A 14,763-nucleotide genomic window follows, 5' to 3' on the forward strand; every position below is an offset into this window, starting at 1 on the left:
TGAAAATGAGAATAGGATTTTTATCACATACAGGAGCAAGTATTTATCATTTTAGAATGCCTATCATAAAAGCATTAAAAGATAGAAAAGATGAAGTTTTTGTTATAGTGCCACAAGATGAATACACGCAAAAACTTAGAGATCTTGGTTTAAAAGTAATTGTTTATGAGTTTTCAAGAGCTAGTTTAAATCCTTTTGTGGTTTTAAAGAATTTTTTTTATCTTGCTAAGGTTTTGAAAAATTTAAATCTTGATCTTATTCAAAGTGCAGCACATAAAAGCAATACCTTTGGAATTTTAGCAGCAAAATGGGCAAAAATTCCTTATCGTTTTGCTTTGGTAGAAGGCTTGGGATCTTTTTATATAGATCAAGGTTTTAAGGCAAATTTAGTGCGTTTTGTTATTAATAATCTTTATAAATTAAGTTTTAAATTTGCACACCAGTTTATTTTTGTCAATGAAAGTAATGCTGAGTTTATGCGGAATTTAGGACTTAAAGAAAATAAAATTTGCGTGATAAAATCTGTAGGGATCAATTTAAAAAAATTTTTTCCTATTTATGTAGAATCGGAAAAAAAAGAGCTTTTTTGGAAAAATTTAAACATAGATAAAAAACCAATTGTGCTTATGATAGCAAGAACTTTATGGCATAAGGGTGTAAAAGAATTTTATGAAAGTGCTACTATGCTAAAAGACAAAGCAAATTTTGTTTTAGTTGGTGGAAGAGATGAAAATCCTTCTTGTGCAAGTTTGGAGTTTTTAAACTCTGGCGTGGTGCATTATTTGGGTGCTAGAAGTGATATAGTCGAGCTTTTGCAAAATTGTGATATTTTTGTTTTACCAAGCTATAAAGAAGGCTTTCCTGTAAGTGTTTTGGAGGCAAAAGCTTGCGGTAAGGCTATAGTGGTAAGTGATTGCGAAGGTTGTGTGGAGGCTATTTCTAATGCTTATGATGGACTTTGGGCAAAAACAAAAAATGCTAAAGATTTAAGCGAAAAAATTTCACTTTTATTAGAAGATGAAAAATTAAGATTAAATTTAGCTAAAAATGCCGCCCAAGATGCTTTACAATACGATGAAAATAATATCGCACAGCGTTATTTAAAACTTTATGATAGGGTAATTAAGAATGTATGAAAAAGTTTTTAAAAGAATTTTTGATTTTATTTTAGCTTTAGTGCTTTTGGTGCTTTTTTCTCCGGTGATTTTAATCACTGCTTTACTTTTAAAAATCACTCAAGGAAGTGTGATTTTTACCCAAAATCGCCCAGGGTTAGATGAAAAAATTTTTAAAATTTATAAATTTAAAACCATGAGCGATGAAAGAGATGAAAAGGGTGAGTTATTAAGCGATGAATTGCGTTTGAAAGCTTTTGGAAAAATCGTTAGAAGCTTAAGTTTGGATGAGCTTTTACAACTTTTTAATGTTTTAAAAGGGGATATGAGTTTTGTTGGACCTAGACCTCTTTTGGTTGAGTATTTACCTCTTTACAATGAAGAGCAAAAATTACGTCATAAAGTGCGTCCAGGTATAACAGGGTGGGCGCAGGTAAATGGTAGAAATGCTATTTCTTGGCAGAAAAAATTCGAGCTTGATGTGTATTATGTGAAAAATATTTCTTTTTTACTTGATTTAAAAATCATGTTTTTAACAGCCTTAAAGGTTTTAAAACGAAGCGGGGTAAGCAAAGAAGGTTATGTTACAACAGGGAAATTTAATGGCAAGAACTGAAAAAATTTATATTTATGGTGCTAGTGGTCATGGGCTTGTTTGTGAAGATGTGGCTAAAAATATGGGCTATAAAGAATGTATTTTTTTAGATGATTTTAAAGGAATGAAATTTGAAAGCACCTTGCCAAAATATGATATTTTTATAGCCATAGGAAACAATAAAATTCGAAAAAAGATTTATCAAAAAATTTTAGAAAATGGCTTTAAAATTGTTAATCTTATCCATAAAAGCGCGCTTATAAGTCCTAGTGCAAGTGTGGAAGAAAATGCAGGGATTTTAATCATGCCTTATGTAGTAGTTAACGCTAAAGCCAAAATAGAAAAAGGCGTGATTTTAAATACTTCAAGTGTGATTGAGCATGAATGCATGATAGGGGAATTTTCTCATGTAAGCGTAGGGGCTAAATGTGCGGGTAATGTAAAAATCGGTAAAAATTGTTTTTTAGGGATTAATTCTTGTGTTTTGCCTAATTTAAGCTTAGCAGATGATAGTATTTTAGGTGGTGGAGCAACTTTAGTTAAAAATCAAGATGAAAAAGGTGTTTTTATAGGAATACCTGCAAAAAGGATGTAAATTGCATTTTAATAACAATCTTGTTGTTCACTATATAGTAAATCCTTCGCCTTTGGGGTGGATTGTCATTAATTTACTAACCATATGTCTAATATGCTACATATTTCCTTTGAAAAATTCTTTAAAACACAAAAAACTTTTTAGTCTTAAAGCAAATGTAAATTCTAAAAATAGTAGGATTGTAAAATATACAGGTATTGCTGCTTTTTTGGGTGGATTAATAGGAATTTGGTATAATTTTGAAGGTTTTTATCAACTTCTTTTTTTCTTTGAATTAGAAAATGAAAATTTAAAAACACTTTGGAATTTGCAAGTATCAGTTTCTTCTGTGATAACAGGTATGTTATTATTGTTGATGTACGTTATAAATTTAGCAATAGTTTGTGAAAATGGAATTTATATAGTTAGTAAATTTAATCTTTTTTATATGTATTTTATAAAACGAGAAGATTTGGAAATTGTTAAAATAGAAAAAATGAAATTTTTAAATCAAGTTGAAGTTTGTTTTGTTATCAAAACAAAAAATAAAATACTCCTTAAATGCTTTGAAAGTATTTATAAAAAAGAAGACTTAGAAAAGCTTAAAAATTGGTATGAAAACAAGCTTTGACTATAAAAAGAATTTAAATATTTGAATCTTGGTAATTTTTTTTAGATAAAATATATAAGGATAAAAAATTCTGCTTTATATAAAGGATAAAAAATGAGATTTTTTCTTTCTCCTCCGCATATGGGTGGTAATGAATTAAAATACATAGAAGAAGTTTTCAAAAGCAATTATATAGCACCTTTGGGTGAATTTGTAAATTGCTTTGAGCAAAGTGTAAAAGATTATAGCAAAAGTGAAAATGCCTTAGCTTTAAATTCAGCCACAGCGGCTTTGCATTTAGCTTTAAGGGTGGCAGGGGTAAAACAAGATGATATCGTTTTAGCTTCTTCTTTTACTTTTATCGCTTCAGTAGCACCTATTTGTTATCTTAAAGCAAAGCCTGTATTTATAGATTGTGATGAAACTTATAATATTGATGTAGATTTGTTAAAACTCGCCATTAAAGAATGTGAAAAAAAACCAAAAGCATTGATTTTAACTCATCTTTATGGCAATGCTGCAAAAATGGATGAGATTGTTAAAATTTGCAAAGAAAATGAAATTGTTTTAATCGAAGATGCTGCCGAAGCTTTAGGAAGTTTTTATAAGAATAAAGCTTTAGGAACTTTTGGAGAATTTGGAGCTTATTCTTATAATGGCAATAAAATCATCACCACTTCAGGTGGAGGTATGCTTATAGGAAAAAATAAAGAAAAGATTGAAAAAGCAAGATTTTATAGCACTCAAGCAAGGGAAAATTGTTTGCATTATGAACATTTAGATTATGGTTATAATTACCGTTTAAGCAATGTTTTAGGAGCTATTGGTGTAGCACAAATGGAGGTTTTAGAACAAAGAGTGCTTAAAAAAAGAGAAATTTATGAGTGGTATAAAGAATTTTTAGGAGAGCATTTTAGCTTTTTAGATGAATTAGAAAATTCAAGAAGCAATCGCTGGTTAAGTACAGCTTTGATTGATTTTGATAAAAATGAACTTAATGCTTGTCAAAAAGATATAAATATCAGTCAAAAAAATATCGCTTTGCATCCAAAAATTTCAAAACTCATAGAAGATTTGAAAAATGAACAAATAGAAACAAGACCATTATGGAAAGCTATGCACACTCAAGAAGTATTTAAAGGAGCTAAGGCTTATCTTAATGGCAATAGTGAGTTATTTTTCCAAAAAGGAATTTGTTTGCCAAGTGGCACGGCGATGAGTAAAGATGATGTTTATGAAATTTCAAAACTGATCTTAAAGAGCATAAAGGCTTAAAATGATTTTTTATAAAAGCAAAAGATTAGCATTTTTTTTAACTTTAGATATTGTTTTAATTTTACTTAGCGTTTATCTGGCTTTTTCTTTGAGATTTAGTGGAGATATTCCGAGTATTTTTTATCATGGTATGATGATTTCTGCTATTATTTTGCTTGTTTTAAAACTTTCATTTTTGTTTGTTTTTAGAATTTATAAAGTAGCTTGGAGATTTTTTTCTCTCAATGAAGCAAGAAAAATTTTTATTGCTTTGCTTTTAGCTGAGTTTTGTTTTTTTCTTATTTTTTATTTTTTTAGTGATTTTTTTAATCCTTTTCCAAGAAGTGCTATTGTGATAGATTTTGTTCTTTCTTATATGTTTATAGGTACTTTAAGAATTAGCAAAAGAATGCTTGTGGATTTTAAACCTTCTAGAATGAAAGAAGAAGAAACTCCTTGTATTGTAGTAGGGGCAACTTCTAAGGCTTTGCATTTGTTAAAAGGTGCAAAAGAAGGTTCTTTAGGGCTTTTTCCTGTAGGCGTAGTTGATGCGAGAAAAGAGCTTATAGGGACTTATTGTGATAAATTTATTGTAGAAGAAAAAGAAAAAATAAAATCTTATGTAGAACAAGGGGTAAAAACTGCCATTATTGCTTTAAGACTTGAACAAGAAGAGCTTAAAAAACTTTTTGAAGAACTTGTAGCTTATGGTATTTGCGATGTAAAAATATTTTCTTTTACAAGAAACGAAGCAAGAGATATCAGTATAGAAGACTTGCTTGCTAGAAAACCAAAAGATTTAGATGATAGTGCTGTGGCGGCTTTTTTAAAAGATAAGGTAGTTTTGGTAAGTGGAGCAGGTGGAACTATAGGCAGTGAACTTTGTAAGCAATGTATTAAATTTGGTGCTAAGCATCTTATCATGGTTGATCATAGTGAGTATAATCTTTATAAGATCAATGATGATTTAAATTTATATAAAGAAAAAATTACTCCTATTTTACTGAGTATTTTAGATAAGCAAAGTTTAGATGAGGTATTAAAAACTTATAAACCCGAGCTTATTTTACATGCAGCCGCTTATAAACATGTGCCTCTTTGCGAACAAAATCCACATTCAGCAGTAATTAATAATATTTTAGGAACTAAAATTTTATGCGATAGTGCTAAAGAAAACAAAGTAGCTAAATTTGTGATGATAAGTACAGATAAAGCAGTGCGACCAACAAATATTATGGGTTGCACTAAGAGAGTTTGCGAGCTTTATACTTTAAGTATGAGTGATGAAAATTTTGAAGTTGCTTGTGTGCGTTTTGGTAATGTTTTAGGTTCTAGTGGTAGTGTGATACCGAAATTTAAAGCACAAATTGCCAATAATGAGCCTTTAACTTTAACGCACCCTGATATAGTGCGTTATTTTATGCTTGTGGCTGAGGCAGTGCAACTTGTTTTACAAGCTGGAGCTATTGCAAAAGGGGGAGAACTTTTTGTTTTGGATATGGGTAAGCCTGTAAAAATCATAGATTTAGCTAAAAAAATGCTTTTACTTTCTAATCGTAATGATTTAGAAATTAAAATCACAGGCTTAAGAAAAGGCGAGAAGCTTTATGAAGAGCTTTTGATTGATGAAAATGATGCTAAAACGCAATATGAGAGTATTTTTGTAGCAAAGAATGAAAAGGTTGATCTTGATTGGCTTAATAAAGAGATAGACAATTTACAAATATGTGAAGATATTTCAGAGACTTTATTAAAGATTGTGCCTGAATTTAAACACAATAAAGAAGGTGTATAATGTATATAAAAGATATACAAAGATTTGAAGATAATCGCTATCGTGCTAGAGCTTATATGAGTTATATTTTAACAAGAAATTTACCTAATAAACTTCCTGATATTCACCTTGAAACGATTAAAACAGCTTTGGATAAAATAGCTCATGAAGTTGTTGTTTTTGATGCTTTGTATATTTTAGATATTTCAGGCATGCAAATAGAAAATGCGATTTCCTTAAATAAGGCTCATGAAATAGGGCAGGGTGAGGATAGAAGTACTCGTTCTTATTTTTATAGAGCTGTAAAATTAAGACGATGCGTTTTAAGTGATCCTTATCCTTCGGTTTTAAACAACGAACTTTGCGTGACAGCTTCTATGCCAATTTACGATGATAAAAATAACTTGCTTTTTGTTGTTTGTATCGATATCAAGCTTGAAGATATTTTAAGGATTATTCAAGCAGGAAAATTTGAGTTTGTTTTTACTCAATTTAGTCGTTTGGTATATTTTTGTTTCGCACTGGTTTTATTTGTGATTACTTGCTTTTTATTTCAAAAAGGTTTTTTTAGTCTTTTTGATAATCAAGCTATAGGTATAGAACATATGTTTGAAAGTACTATTGCTATAACTTTAGCTTTAGCTATTTTCGATTTGGCAAAAACTTTGATCGAACAAGAAGTATTAGGAAAAACAAAAAAAGAAGAAGGCGGAATTCAAAAAACTATGGTGAGATTTTTAGGTTCTATTATCATTGCTTTGGCTATAGAAGCTTTGATGTTGGTATTTAAACTTGCTATTGGTGATTTTTCTCAGATGATTTATGCGATTTATCTTATCGGTGGAGTGAGCTTGCTTCTTTTAGGTTTAAGTGTATATTTATTTACGGTTAAGTATAAAAATAATAATATTTGAGTAAAATTTTAAATAAAAGATGATATAATGCTATTTTTTAAAATTTTTTAGCTTGATTAATAAGGCTAAAAAGGGTAAAATAAAACTATAAAAACTTTGAAAGGACGAAATTGTGAAATTGTTAGTTGTTGATGACAGTTCTACTATGAGAAGGATTATTAAAAATACCCTAACAAGACTTGGACACGATGATGTTTTAGAAGCCGAGCATGGCGTTGAAGCTTGGGATTTATTAACTAAAAATGAAGATGTAAAAGTTTTAATTACAGATTGGAATATGCCAGAAATGAATGGCTTGGAGTTGGTAAAAAAAGTAAGAGCAGAGAAAAAATATGAAGATATGCCTATTATCATGGTTACAACTGAGGGCGGAAAAGCTGAAGTGATTACTGCTTTAAAAGCTGGCGTAAATAACTATATTGTAAAACCTTTTACTCCACAAGTTTTAAAAGAAAAGCTTGAAGATGTTTTAGGAATAGGAAGTGGAGAAGGTGCAGCTGAGTAAAGGCTGATTTTTAAAATTCTAAATGCAAAAAAAATATTACGAATTGTTCTTTATCGTAGAAGAGCAGTATAAAAATTTATTTCTTGATTTTGCTTTTGATTTAGGTATAGAAGCTATAGAAGAGAAAGATAATGGTGTTTATATTAGATCCCATGAGAGTTTAGAAGAGCTTTCATGGGCACTTGAAATATTTGCTCAAAAACTTACAACTACTTTCAATTTAAACCATAAAATTATTTCTAATTTAAGTCTTGTAGAGAAAGAAAACAAGGACTGGATACAAGAATATAAAAACGGCATAAAACCTATTTTGGTGGATAATGTTTATATCCATACCACTTGGCAAGAAGAAAAAAAGAATTATATAAATATAAAGATTAATCCAGCCTTAGCCTTTGGCTCAGGACATCATGAAAGCACATATTCTTGTGTAAAATTTTTACAAAAATTTTCTAAAAGTAAATTAAGAGCCTTAGATCTTGGTTGCGGTAGTGGAATTTTAGGTATTATCATGGCAAAGTTTGGTTGTAATGTTGAAATTTGTGATACTGATGAGTTGGCTATCGATAGTTCTTTGGAAAATGCAAGATTAAATGATGTCGATTTTCATAAGACTTGGTGTGGATCTATAGATAAAGCAAATGGTTTATATAACCTAATTGTTGCAAATATCATTGCAGATGTGATTTTAATTTTAGAAAAAGATATTAAAAACCATTTAGAAGATAATGCTATACTTATTTTGTCAGGAATTTTAGATAAATATTCAACAAGAATTAAAGAAAAATTTCAAGATTTAGAACTCATTGATGAAATGCAAATCAATGAGTGGTGTAGTTTTGTATATAAAAACAATAAAAAGGATAAGTAATGAATAATAATACCCCAAATAATAAGGGTAATCCGCAGGGTAATAATTTTTTTAACAAAAATCCCATTTTTATTTTTGCGATTTTTGCAATTGTAATGATAATTATTTTTAAGGGATTTTTTGATGGCAATGGTTCTTTTGGTGGGGCATTGAATGGTAATGAAGTAAATAAAAATGTCCCTTATTCTGAGTTAAAAAAGCTTATTGAAAATGGACAAATCAATCAAGTTAGTATAGGACAAACAACAATCAAAGCAATTTCAAGCTCTCACAATACTGTTTATACAGCAAAAAAAGTTAACGATCCTGAGCTTGTGAGTTTACTAGATAGTAAAAATATCGCTTATGGTGCGTATTCTGAAACAAATTGGTTTACGGATATACTTTTTTCATGGGTTTTGCCAGTATTTATTTTCTTTGGTATTTGGATGTTTTTGGCAAGTCGTATGCAAAAAAATATGGGAAGTTCTATATTGGGCATAGGAAGCTCTAAGAAGCTTGTAAATTCAGAAAAACCTAAAGTAAAATTTAGCGATGTGGCTGGTGTTGAAGAAGCTAAAGAAGAAGTAAAAGAAATTGTAGATTTTTTAAAGTATCCTGAAAGATATATTAAATTGGGAGCGAAAATTCCAAAAGGGCTTTTGCTTGTTGGGCCTCCAGGTACAGGAAAAACCTTGCTTGCAAAAGCAGTTGCAGGTGAAGCTGATGTGCCGTTTTTTAGTGTTTCAGGCTCGTCTTTTATAGAAATGTTTGTGGGTGTAGGTGCTTCTCGTGTGAGAGATTTGTTTGAAAATGCAAAAAAAGAAGCTCCTGCTATTGTTTTCATAGATGAAATAGATGCTATTGGTAAAAGTCGTGCGGCAAGTGGCATGATGGGTGGAAACGATGAAAGAGAACAAACTTTAAATCAGCTTTTGGCTGAAATGGATGGCTTTGGGACAGAAAGTTCCCCAGTCATTGTTTTAGCAGCAACAAATCGCCCAGAAGTTTTAGATGCAGCACTTTTAAGACCAGGAAGGTTTGATAGACAAGTTTTGGTTGATAAACCTGATTTTAAAGGTAGGTGTGATATTTTAAAAGTGCACATGAAAGATGTAAAAATCTCCCCAAAAGTTAAGGTGGAAGACATAGCACGCTTAACCGCAGGACTTGCAGGAGCTGATCTTGCAAATATTATTAATGAAGCGGCACTTTTAGCGGGTAGGGATTCTAAAAAATATGTAGAACAAAATGATTTAATTGAAGCTGTTGAAAGAGCTATAGCAGGACTTGAGAAGAAATCACGTCGTATTAATGAAAAAGAAAAGAAAATTGTTACTTATCATGAATGTGGTCATGCTTTAATCGCTGAAACTACCAAAGGTGCAAAACGTGTAAGTAAGGTTTCTGTGATTCCGCGTGGTCTTGCGGCTTTAGGTTATACTTTAAATACTCCTGAGGAAAATAAATTTTTAATGCAAAAACATGAGCTTATAGCTGAAGTAGATGTACTTTTGGGTGGTCGTGCAGCTGAAGAAGTGTTTATAGGTGAAATTTCAACGGGTGCAAGTAATGATTTAGAAAGAGCAACCGATATCATAAAAGCTATGATTTCTATGTATGGTATGAGTGAAATTGCAGGACTTATGGTGCTTGAAAAACAAAGAAATACTTTCTTAAGTGGTGGACAAACCATAAAAGATTATTCTGAAAAGATGGCAGAATCTTTAGATGATTATGTAAAGAAAACCTTAGATGAACGCTATAAAGATGTTAAAGATACTTTAAATACTTATAAAGGAGCGATTGAGACTATGGTAGCAGCCCTTTATGAAGAAGAGACTATTGAAGGCGCTAAAGTGCGTGAGATTATTAAAGAGTTTGAGGAACAAAATAGTCTACCAACTCGTTTGCAAGAGCTCGAAGAAGTTAAAATTGAAGTTAAAGTAGAAGAATGAAAGATTTTATTGCAAAAGATGGATATTTAAGTCTTATTATTTTAAGCTTGATTTTTATTTTTGTGTGGATTTTTTATTCTTTTTCCATCCTACTATTAGCATTAATTGTAATTTGTATTTTTCTTTTTAGAACACCCAAAAGAGAACTTGTTTGTAGCGATGAAAAAGCTATTTTTGCACCTATAGATGGTAGGGTTACTAAAATAGAAAATATTCATCATAAAGATTTAGGTGAATGTGTTGAAATTACTATTAAAAATGCTCTTTATGATGCTGGGAATTTTAATACACCTTTTGCAATGTCTATAATAGATATTCGTTTACGACACGGGCTTTTTTTGTGCAGTGAATTAAAATCTGCAAAAATGATGAATGAAAGAGCTTTTATTTTGGCAAAAGTTAAAGAGAATAAAACGATAGCCTTGCGAATTTATGCAGGTTCTTTTGATAGAAAATTAAAGCTCGATAATATTTCTCATGATTTAAAAGCAGGAGATAAAATGGGTTTTTTAATTAATGGCTCTATAAGTTTACTTTTACCAAAAGATACTAGAATTCATATAGGCTTAAATGATGAAATTAAAGCAGGTTCATTGTTAGGCTATTTTGCGTAAGGAAAAATAATGAATAACAGACCGCAATTAATTTATATTTTACCCAATCTTTTTACAGCTGCTTCAGCTTTTTTAGGGGTTATTTCTATTATAGCTTCAATACATGGAAATTATTATACAGCTTTGATTTATATTATTTTATCTTTGATTTGCGATGGGCTTGATGGCCGTGTTGCAAGACTTACAAATTCTACTTCAAAATTTGGAGTAGAATTTGATTCTTTAGCTGATCTAGTAGCTTTTGGAGTTGCTCCAGCAGTTCTTTTTTATATGGCTATAGGTTATGATTTTGGAAAACTTGGATCTTTGATTACGGCTTTTTTTGTGGTTTTTGGAGCCATTCGTTTGGCGAGATTTAATGTTACCACAGGCACTTATGAACCTTCTGTTTTTATAGGTCTTCCTATACCTACTGCAGCAGTTGTGAGTGCTATATGGACTTATGCGTTTATCAGTTATGATTTTTTAAAGCCTTATGGTGTAGTTTTTTTGGTGCTTCAAGCAATTTTGGGGCTTTTAATGGTAAGTAATATACGCTATCCCAGCTTTAAAAAGCTTGATTTTAATCGTTCTAGCGTTTTAAAAGTTTTAATTATATTAATTATAATATTTTCATTTTTATATCTTTATCCCCTTGAAAGTTTAGTAATTTTAGCAAGCTTGTATGTGCTTTATGGAATTATTCGGGTTTTATATACCATTATTGTTTCAAAATTTAAGATAAGAAATCAAGAGTAAAATTTTTCAATGACTTCGCATTCTTCTTGAGTGAAACCAGCTTTGATTCTTGCCTGAATGTTAAGTTTTTTTCCTGCAAGAGAGAATTGTTTAAATGTTTTGCAAAGCTCGATAAAATCATACTTGTTTTGATTTGAAAATTTCCACCAAGTATCTCCTTTTTTAACGTGTTTTATTTCATCATTAAGTATAATTTCAAGATATTCCATTAAAAGATTTTTAATGGAGTGATTGGAGCTTTCAAGTTTTTGAACAACAAAGGGGTTGGCATCAAGCCCTTTAGCTTCTAAACCTCTATGAACTACTCCCATTCTAAAGCTTAAAGAGTCTTTTGTAGCTTCTAGAGCAGATTCTAAATTATCATGCACTGGAAAATCTCCATATTTGTAACCAAGTTCTTCAAGTACTGAATTTAAAAGTTTGAAATGTTTAATTTCCTCATCTGCTACCTCCAGCCAATCGTAATAAAATTGCAAAGGTAGATTTTTAAAGCGATAACTAGCATCTAAAGCTAGGTTAATTGCATTAAATTCTATATGAACGACTGAATGAATTATTTTAGCAAGCGCATGAGTTGAATTGACAAATTTAGGTCTTCTTATACGCGTAGGATGAAGTAAGGTAATTTGTTGTGATGTATTTTTTTTGAAAATGCTTTGATTCTCGTGATTAAAAATAAATTTGTGGCTTTTAAAGTCTTCATAAAAATTTTGAAAAGAGTGAAATTTTATATTTGTATTTTTTTCATATAAAATATTTTGAAGCTCTTGAAAAAATTCTTTTTGCATTTAAAACTTTCTTGAAAATTATAAAAATTTATCATTTAAAATTGAAATTTTAATTATATAATATAAAAATTATTTTACAAGGGTAGATCATGAAAGAATTAAATGAAGAAGAAAAAAAAGTAATTTTAAATAAAGGAACAGAAGCTCCTTTTAGTGGGAAATATAATGATTTTTATGAAAAAGGAATTTATCAATGCAAGCAATGTGGAGCTTCGCTTTATAAATCCGAAGATAAATTTAAATCAGGTTGTGGATGGCCTAGCTTTGATGATGAAATAAGAGGGGCTATTAAAAGAATTCCTGATAAAGATGGGATTAGAACCGAGATTGTGTGTGCAAACTGCAATGGACATTTAGGTCATGTTTTTGAAGGAGAAGGGTTTTCTGCTAAAAATGTAAGACATTGTGTAAATTCTATTTCTTTGGAATTTGTAAAAACTAAGGATTGATAGTGTTTTCTAGTATGGGTTCTGAGCTTTATTTGATATTTTTTGCTGCAATTACTTTACTTGCCATCTTAAATCCTTTTGGTAATTTAACTCAATTTTTGGCTATGAGCGATGGATTACCTATAATGCTTCGGAAAAAACTTTTTAGAACTATTGTCTATACAGCTTTTACTATAGTTTTGGTATTTTTATTATCAGGACCTTTATTTATGAACTATATTTTTAGAGTTTCATTAGATGATTTAAGGGTTTCTGGTGGTTTGGTTCTTATTGTAATGGCTATTAAAAATTTACTTTTTTCAACAAAAATTGTAACTAAGGATTTTAGTTCTTATCAGGATATGGATGATAAGGAAATTTTAAGACAGAGTTTAATACCTATGGCATTTCCTATGCTTGTTGGACCTGGAACTTTAGCTAGTATTGTCGTTATAGCAGAAGATGGTGGGCTTGATGTTGCTCTTGGCGGAGTAATGATAGCTTTTATTTTTATGTTTGTACTTTTTCATTTTGCAGCTACTATAGAAAAAATAGTTGGAAAATTGATTTTGCATGTTTTTTCTCGTATAGCACAAGTGTTTATTGCTGCTATGGGGTTTAAGATGATTATTGTAGGTTTAAAGGATATATTTAACTTATAAATTAATATAATTTTAAGTAAATAATACTATATAAATATGATATAATTTTAAAATAATTTATTATTAAAAAGGTGAGTTTTATGTTTGGTGCTAAGAAAAATAATACTGAAATAATTGAACAACTTGAAAAAAAGTGTAATGGTTTAGGAGATATTTTAAGATCTATTGGGAATACCATGGCAGTAATTGAATTTACCACCGATGGCGTTATTTTAGAGGCAAATCAAAATTTTTTAACAACTATGAAATACTCCCTTTCAGAGATCAAGGGCAAGCATCATAGTATGTTTTGTTTGCCTGAAGTTGTTAATTCTTCAGCATATAGTGATTTTTGGAAAGATTTAAGAGATGGAAAAGCTAGAAGTGGTCTTTTTAGACGTATAGCTAAGGGAGGGATAGATGTTTATTTAGAAGCAAATTATCTTCCAATTAGTGATAATAATGGCCATGTTTATAAAATTATTAAATTTGCCAATGATATAACTCAAAGACATTATGAAATGCTTGATCTTAGAAATACTATTGCTGCTGCTAATCGTTCCATGGCTATTATTGAATTTAAACCTGATGGGACTATTATTACGGCTAATGAAAATTTTTTAAGAACTATGGATTTTAATATTGATGAGATTAAAGGAAAGCATCATAGTATGTTCTGTGATTCTAATTATAGACACTCTAAGGACTATGTTCAATTTTGGGAAGATTTAAGAGAGGGCAAATTTCAATCAGGTAAATATATAAGATACGGAAGAAATAATAAAAAAGTATACCTTGAAGCAAGTTATAATCCGGTTAAAAATGATGATGGGAAAATTTACAAGGTTATTAAATTTGCTACAGATATAAGCGAACAAGTTAAAAAAGATCAAGAAAAACTTCGCCTCATAAGCGAACTTGCAGAAAAAAATGATAATCTTACTCAAGATGGAGATCGTGTAATTGAAAACACTGTTTCAAATGTTCAGAATATTGCTGATATGATGTCTCAAAGTTCAAATCTTGTTTCTTCATTAAATCAACAATCAGATGAAATTAAATCTATTATTCAGACTATTAGTGATATTGCTGATCAGACTAATCTGCTTGCTTTAAATGCTGCTATTGAGGCAGCGCGTGCTGGTGAACATGGTAGAGGTTTTGCTGTTGTTGCTGATGAAGTAAGAAATTTAGCCGAAAGAACAGGGCATTCAGTTAATGAAATTACCACTACGATTAATTCTATTCGTAATGTTACATCACAAGTGGTTGAGAGTATTAAAAGCGGTTTAGAGGATGTTAATCAGAGTGTTGAACTTGCAAAAGAAGCAAGAGAATGTATGGAGAAAATTCGTGAAAGCTCTACTGAAGTTGCTAAAGCAATGTCATAAGCGTGATTTTCACG

The 14,763-nt window shown here is 30.2% G+C and carries 16 protein-coding genes; 15 read left to right on the top strand and 1 reads right to left on the bottom strand.

Translation table 11 applies throughout. The features are described from left to right. The first annotated feature begins 5 nt into the window (after positions 1–5). The 12 genes from pglA to pssA all read left to right on the top strand — a co-directional run bounded on the left by pglA (position 6) and on the right by pssA (position 11,501). Positions 6–1,136, top strand: a complete 1,131-nt coding sequence (pglA, locus tag AJ932_RS04750) for a N,N'-diacetylbacillosaminyl-diphospho-undecaprenol alpha-1,3-N-acetylgalactosaminyltransferase (protein ID WP_070278145.1) — start codon at positions 6–8, stop codon at positions 1,134–1,136. After that, positions 1,129–1,731, top strand: a complete 603-nt coding sequence (gene pglC, locus AJ932_RS04755) for an undecaprenyl phosphate N,N'-diacetylbacillosamine 1-phosphate transferase (RefSeq protein ID WP_070278143.1) — start codon at positions 1,129–1,131, stop codon at positions 1,729–1,731. Before pglA ends, pglC begins: the two co-directional genes overlap by 8 nt. After that, the gene (gene pglD / locus AJ932_RS04760; RefSeq protein ID WP_070278266.1) at positions 1,718–2,305 is read left to right on the top strand and encodes a UDP-N-acetylbacillosamine N-acetyltransferase; all 588 of its coding nucleotides are present in this window, start codon (positions 1,718–1,720) and stop codon (positions 2,303–2,305) included. Before pglC ends, pglD begins: the two co-directional genes overlap by 14 nt. Then, positions 2,289–2,915, top strand: a complete 627-nt coding sequence (locus AJ932_RS04765; protein ID WP_261660085.1) for a hypothetical protein — start codon at positions 2,289–2,291, stop codon at positions 2,913–2,915. Before pglD ends, AJ932_RS04765 begins: the two co-directional genes overlap by 17 nt. A gap of 93 nt (positions 2,916–3,008) precedes the next feature. Then, the gene (gene pglE, locus AJ932_RS04770; RefSeq protein ID WP_044779136.1) at positions 3,009–4,169 is read left to right on the top strand and encodes a UDP-N-acetylbacillosamine transaminase; all 1,161 of its coding nucleotides are present in this window, start codon (positions 3,009–3,011) and stop codon (positions 4,167–4,169) included. 1 nt (position 4,170) lies between these two features. Beyond that, the gene (gene pglF / locus AJ932_RS04775; protein WP_070278140.1) at positions 4,171–5,943 is read left to right on the top strand and encodes a UDP-N-acetylglucosamine 4,6-dehydratase (configuration-retaining); all 1,773 of its coding nucleotides are present in this window, start codon (positions 4,171–4,173) and stop codon (positions 5,941–5,943) included. After that, a complete protein-coding gene (locus tag AJ932_RS04780; RefSeq protein ID WP_002861835.1) occupies positions 5,943–6,836 on the top strand; it encodes a PDC sensor domain-containing protein in 894 nt (297 codons plus the stop codon). Before pglF ends, AJ932_RS04780 begins: the two co-directional genes overlap by 1 nt. 112 nt (positions 6,837–6,948) lie before the next feature. Next, on the top strand, positions 6,949–7,341 hold the full coding sequence (locus tag AJ932_RS04785; protein ID WP_032603349.1) for a chemotaxis response regulator CheY: 393 nt from the start codon (positions 6,949–6,951) through the stop codon (positions 7,339–7,341). A 22-nt stretch (positions 7,342–7,363) separates the two neighbouring features. Then, a complete protein-coding gene (locus tag AJ932_RS04790) occupies positions 7,364–8,212 on the top strand; it encodes a 50S ribosomal protein L11 methyltransferase (RefSeq protein ID WP_002861833.1) in 849 nt (282 codons plus the stop codon). Next, entirely contained in the window at positions 8,212–10,149 is a 1,938-nt protein-coding gene (gene ftsH / locus AJ932_RS04795; protein ID WP_070278138.1) for an ATP-dependent zinc metalloprotease FtsH, read from the top strand. Before AJ932_RS04790 ends, ftsH begins: the two co-directional genes overlap by 1 nt. Then, a complete protein-coding gene (locus AJ932_RS04800; protein ID WP_070278136.1) occupies positions 10,146–10,763 on the top strand; it encodes a phosphatidylserine decarboxylase in 618 nt (205 codons plus the stop codon). Before ftsH ends, AJ932_RS04800 begins: the two co-directional genes overlap by 4 nt. A gap of 9 nt (positions 10,764–10,772) precedes the next feature. Then, positions 10,773–11,501: a CDP-diacylglycerol--serine O-phosphatidyltransferase gene (pssA, locus tag AJ932_RS04805; protein WP_002859122.1), complete on the top strand. Its 729-nt coding sequence runs from the start codon at positions 10,773–10,775 to the stop codon at positions 11,499–11,501. Here the strand turns inward: pssA and AJ932_RS04810 are convergent. After that, the gene (locus AJ932_RS04810) at positions 11,492–12,289 is read right to left on the bottom strand and encodes a ferritin-like domain-containing protein (protein ID WP_070278135.1); all 798 of its coding nucleotides are present in this window, start codon (positions 12,287–12,289) and stop codon (positions 11,492–11,494) included. The genes pssA and AJ932_RS04810 overlap by 10 nt on opposite strands. 89 nt (positions 12,290–12,378) lie before the next feature. Here AJ932_RS04810 and AJ932_RS04815 point away from each other — a divergent pair, with 89 nt between their 5' ends. The 3 genes from AJ932_RS04815 to cetZ all read left to right on the top strand — a co-directional run bounded on the left by AJ932_RS04815 (position 12,379) and on the right by cetZ (position 14,749). Continuing rightward, on the top strand, positions 12,379–12,738 hold the full coding sequence (locus tag AJ932_RS04815) for a methionine-R-sulfoxide reductase (protein WP_002861829.1): 360 nt from the start codon (positions 12,379–12,381) through the stop codon (positions 12,736–12,738). Positions 12,739–12,752: 14 nt separating this feature from the next. Further along, entirely contained in the window at positions 12,753–13,379 is a 627-nt protein-coding gene (locus AJ932_RS04820; protein ID WP_072223892.1) for a MarC family protein, read from the top strand. An 80-nt stretch (positions 13,380–13,459) separates the two neighbouring features. Beyond that, positions 13,460–14,749: an energy taxis response protein CetZ gene (gene cetZ, locus AJ932_RS04825; RefSeq protein ID WP_070274324.1), complete on the top strand. Its 1,290-nt coding sequence runs from the start codon at positions 13,460–13,462 to the stop codon at positions 14,747–14,749. Positions 14,750–14,763: the final 14 nt, after the last annotated feature.

The sequence above is a fragment of the Campylobacter sp. BCW_6873 genome, assembly GCF_001762365.1.
Lineage (GTDB): Bacteria > Campylobacterota > Campylobacteria > Campylobacterales > Campylobacteraceae > Campylobacter_D > Campylobacter_D jejuni.

Bases quoted from the DNA above. Each gene is read 5' to 3' on its own strand.
- pglA (WP_070278145.1), top strand. From the start codon at position 6: ATGAGAATAGGATTTTTATCACATACAGGAGCAAGTATTTATCATTTT.
- pglC (WP_070278143.1), top strand. From the start codon at position 1,129: ATGTATGAAAAAGTTTTTAAAAGAATTTTTGATTTTATTTTAGCTTTA.
- pglD (WP_070278266.1), top strand. From the start codon at position 1,718: ATGGCAAGAACTGAAAAAATTTATATTTATGGTGCTAGTGGTCATGGG.
- pglE (WP_044779136.1), top strand. From the start codon at position 3,009: ATGAGATTTTTTCTTTCTCCTCCGCATATGGGTGGTAATGAATTAAAA.
- pglF (WP_070278140.1), top strand. From the start codon at position 4,171: ATGATTTTTTATAAAAGCAAAAGATTAGCATTTTTTTTAACTTTAGAT.
- AJ932_RS04780 (WP_002861835.1), top strand. From the start codon at position 5,943: ATGTATATAAAAGATATACAAAGATTTGAAGATAATCGCTATCGTGCT.
- AJ932_RS04790 (WP_002861833.1), top strand. From the start codon at position 7,364: ATGCAAAAAAAATATTACGAATTGTTCTTTATCGTAGAAGAGCAGTAT.
- ftsH (WP_070278138.1), top strand. From the start codon at position 8,212: ATGAATAATAATACCCCAAATAATAAGGGTAATCCGCAGGGTAATAAT.
- AJ932_RS04800 (WP_070278136.1), top strand. From the start codon at position 10,146: ATGAAAGATTTTATTGCAAAAGATGGATATTTAAGTCTTATTATTTTA.
- pssA (WP_002859122.1), top strand. From the start codon at position 10,773: ATGAATAACAGACCGCAATTAATTTATATTTTACCCAATCTTTTTACA.
- AJ932_RS04810 (WP_070278135.1), bottom strand. From the start codon at position 12,289: ATGCAAAAAGAATTTTTTCAAGAGCTTCAAAATATTTTATATGAAAAA.
- AJ932_RS04815 (WP_002861829.1), top strand. From the start codon at position 12,379: ATGAAAGAATTAAATGAAGAAGAAAAAAAAGTAATTTTAAATAAAGGA.
- AJ932_RS04820 (WP_072223892.1), top strand. From the start codon at position 12,753: ATGGGTTCTGAGCTTTATTTGATATTTTTTGCTGCAATTACTTTACTT.
- cetZ (WP_070274324.1), top strand. From the start codon at position 13,460: ATGTTTGGTGCTAAGAAAAATAATACTGAAATAATTGAACAACTTGAA.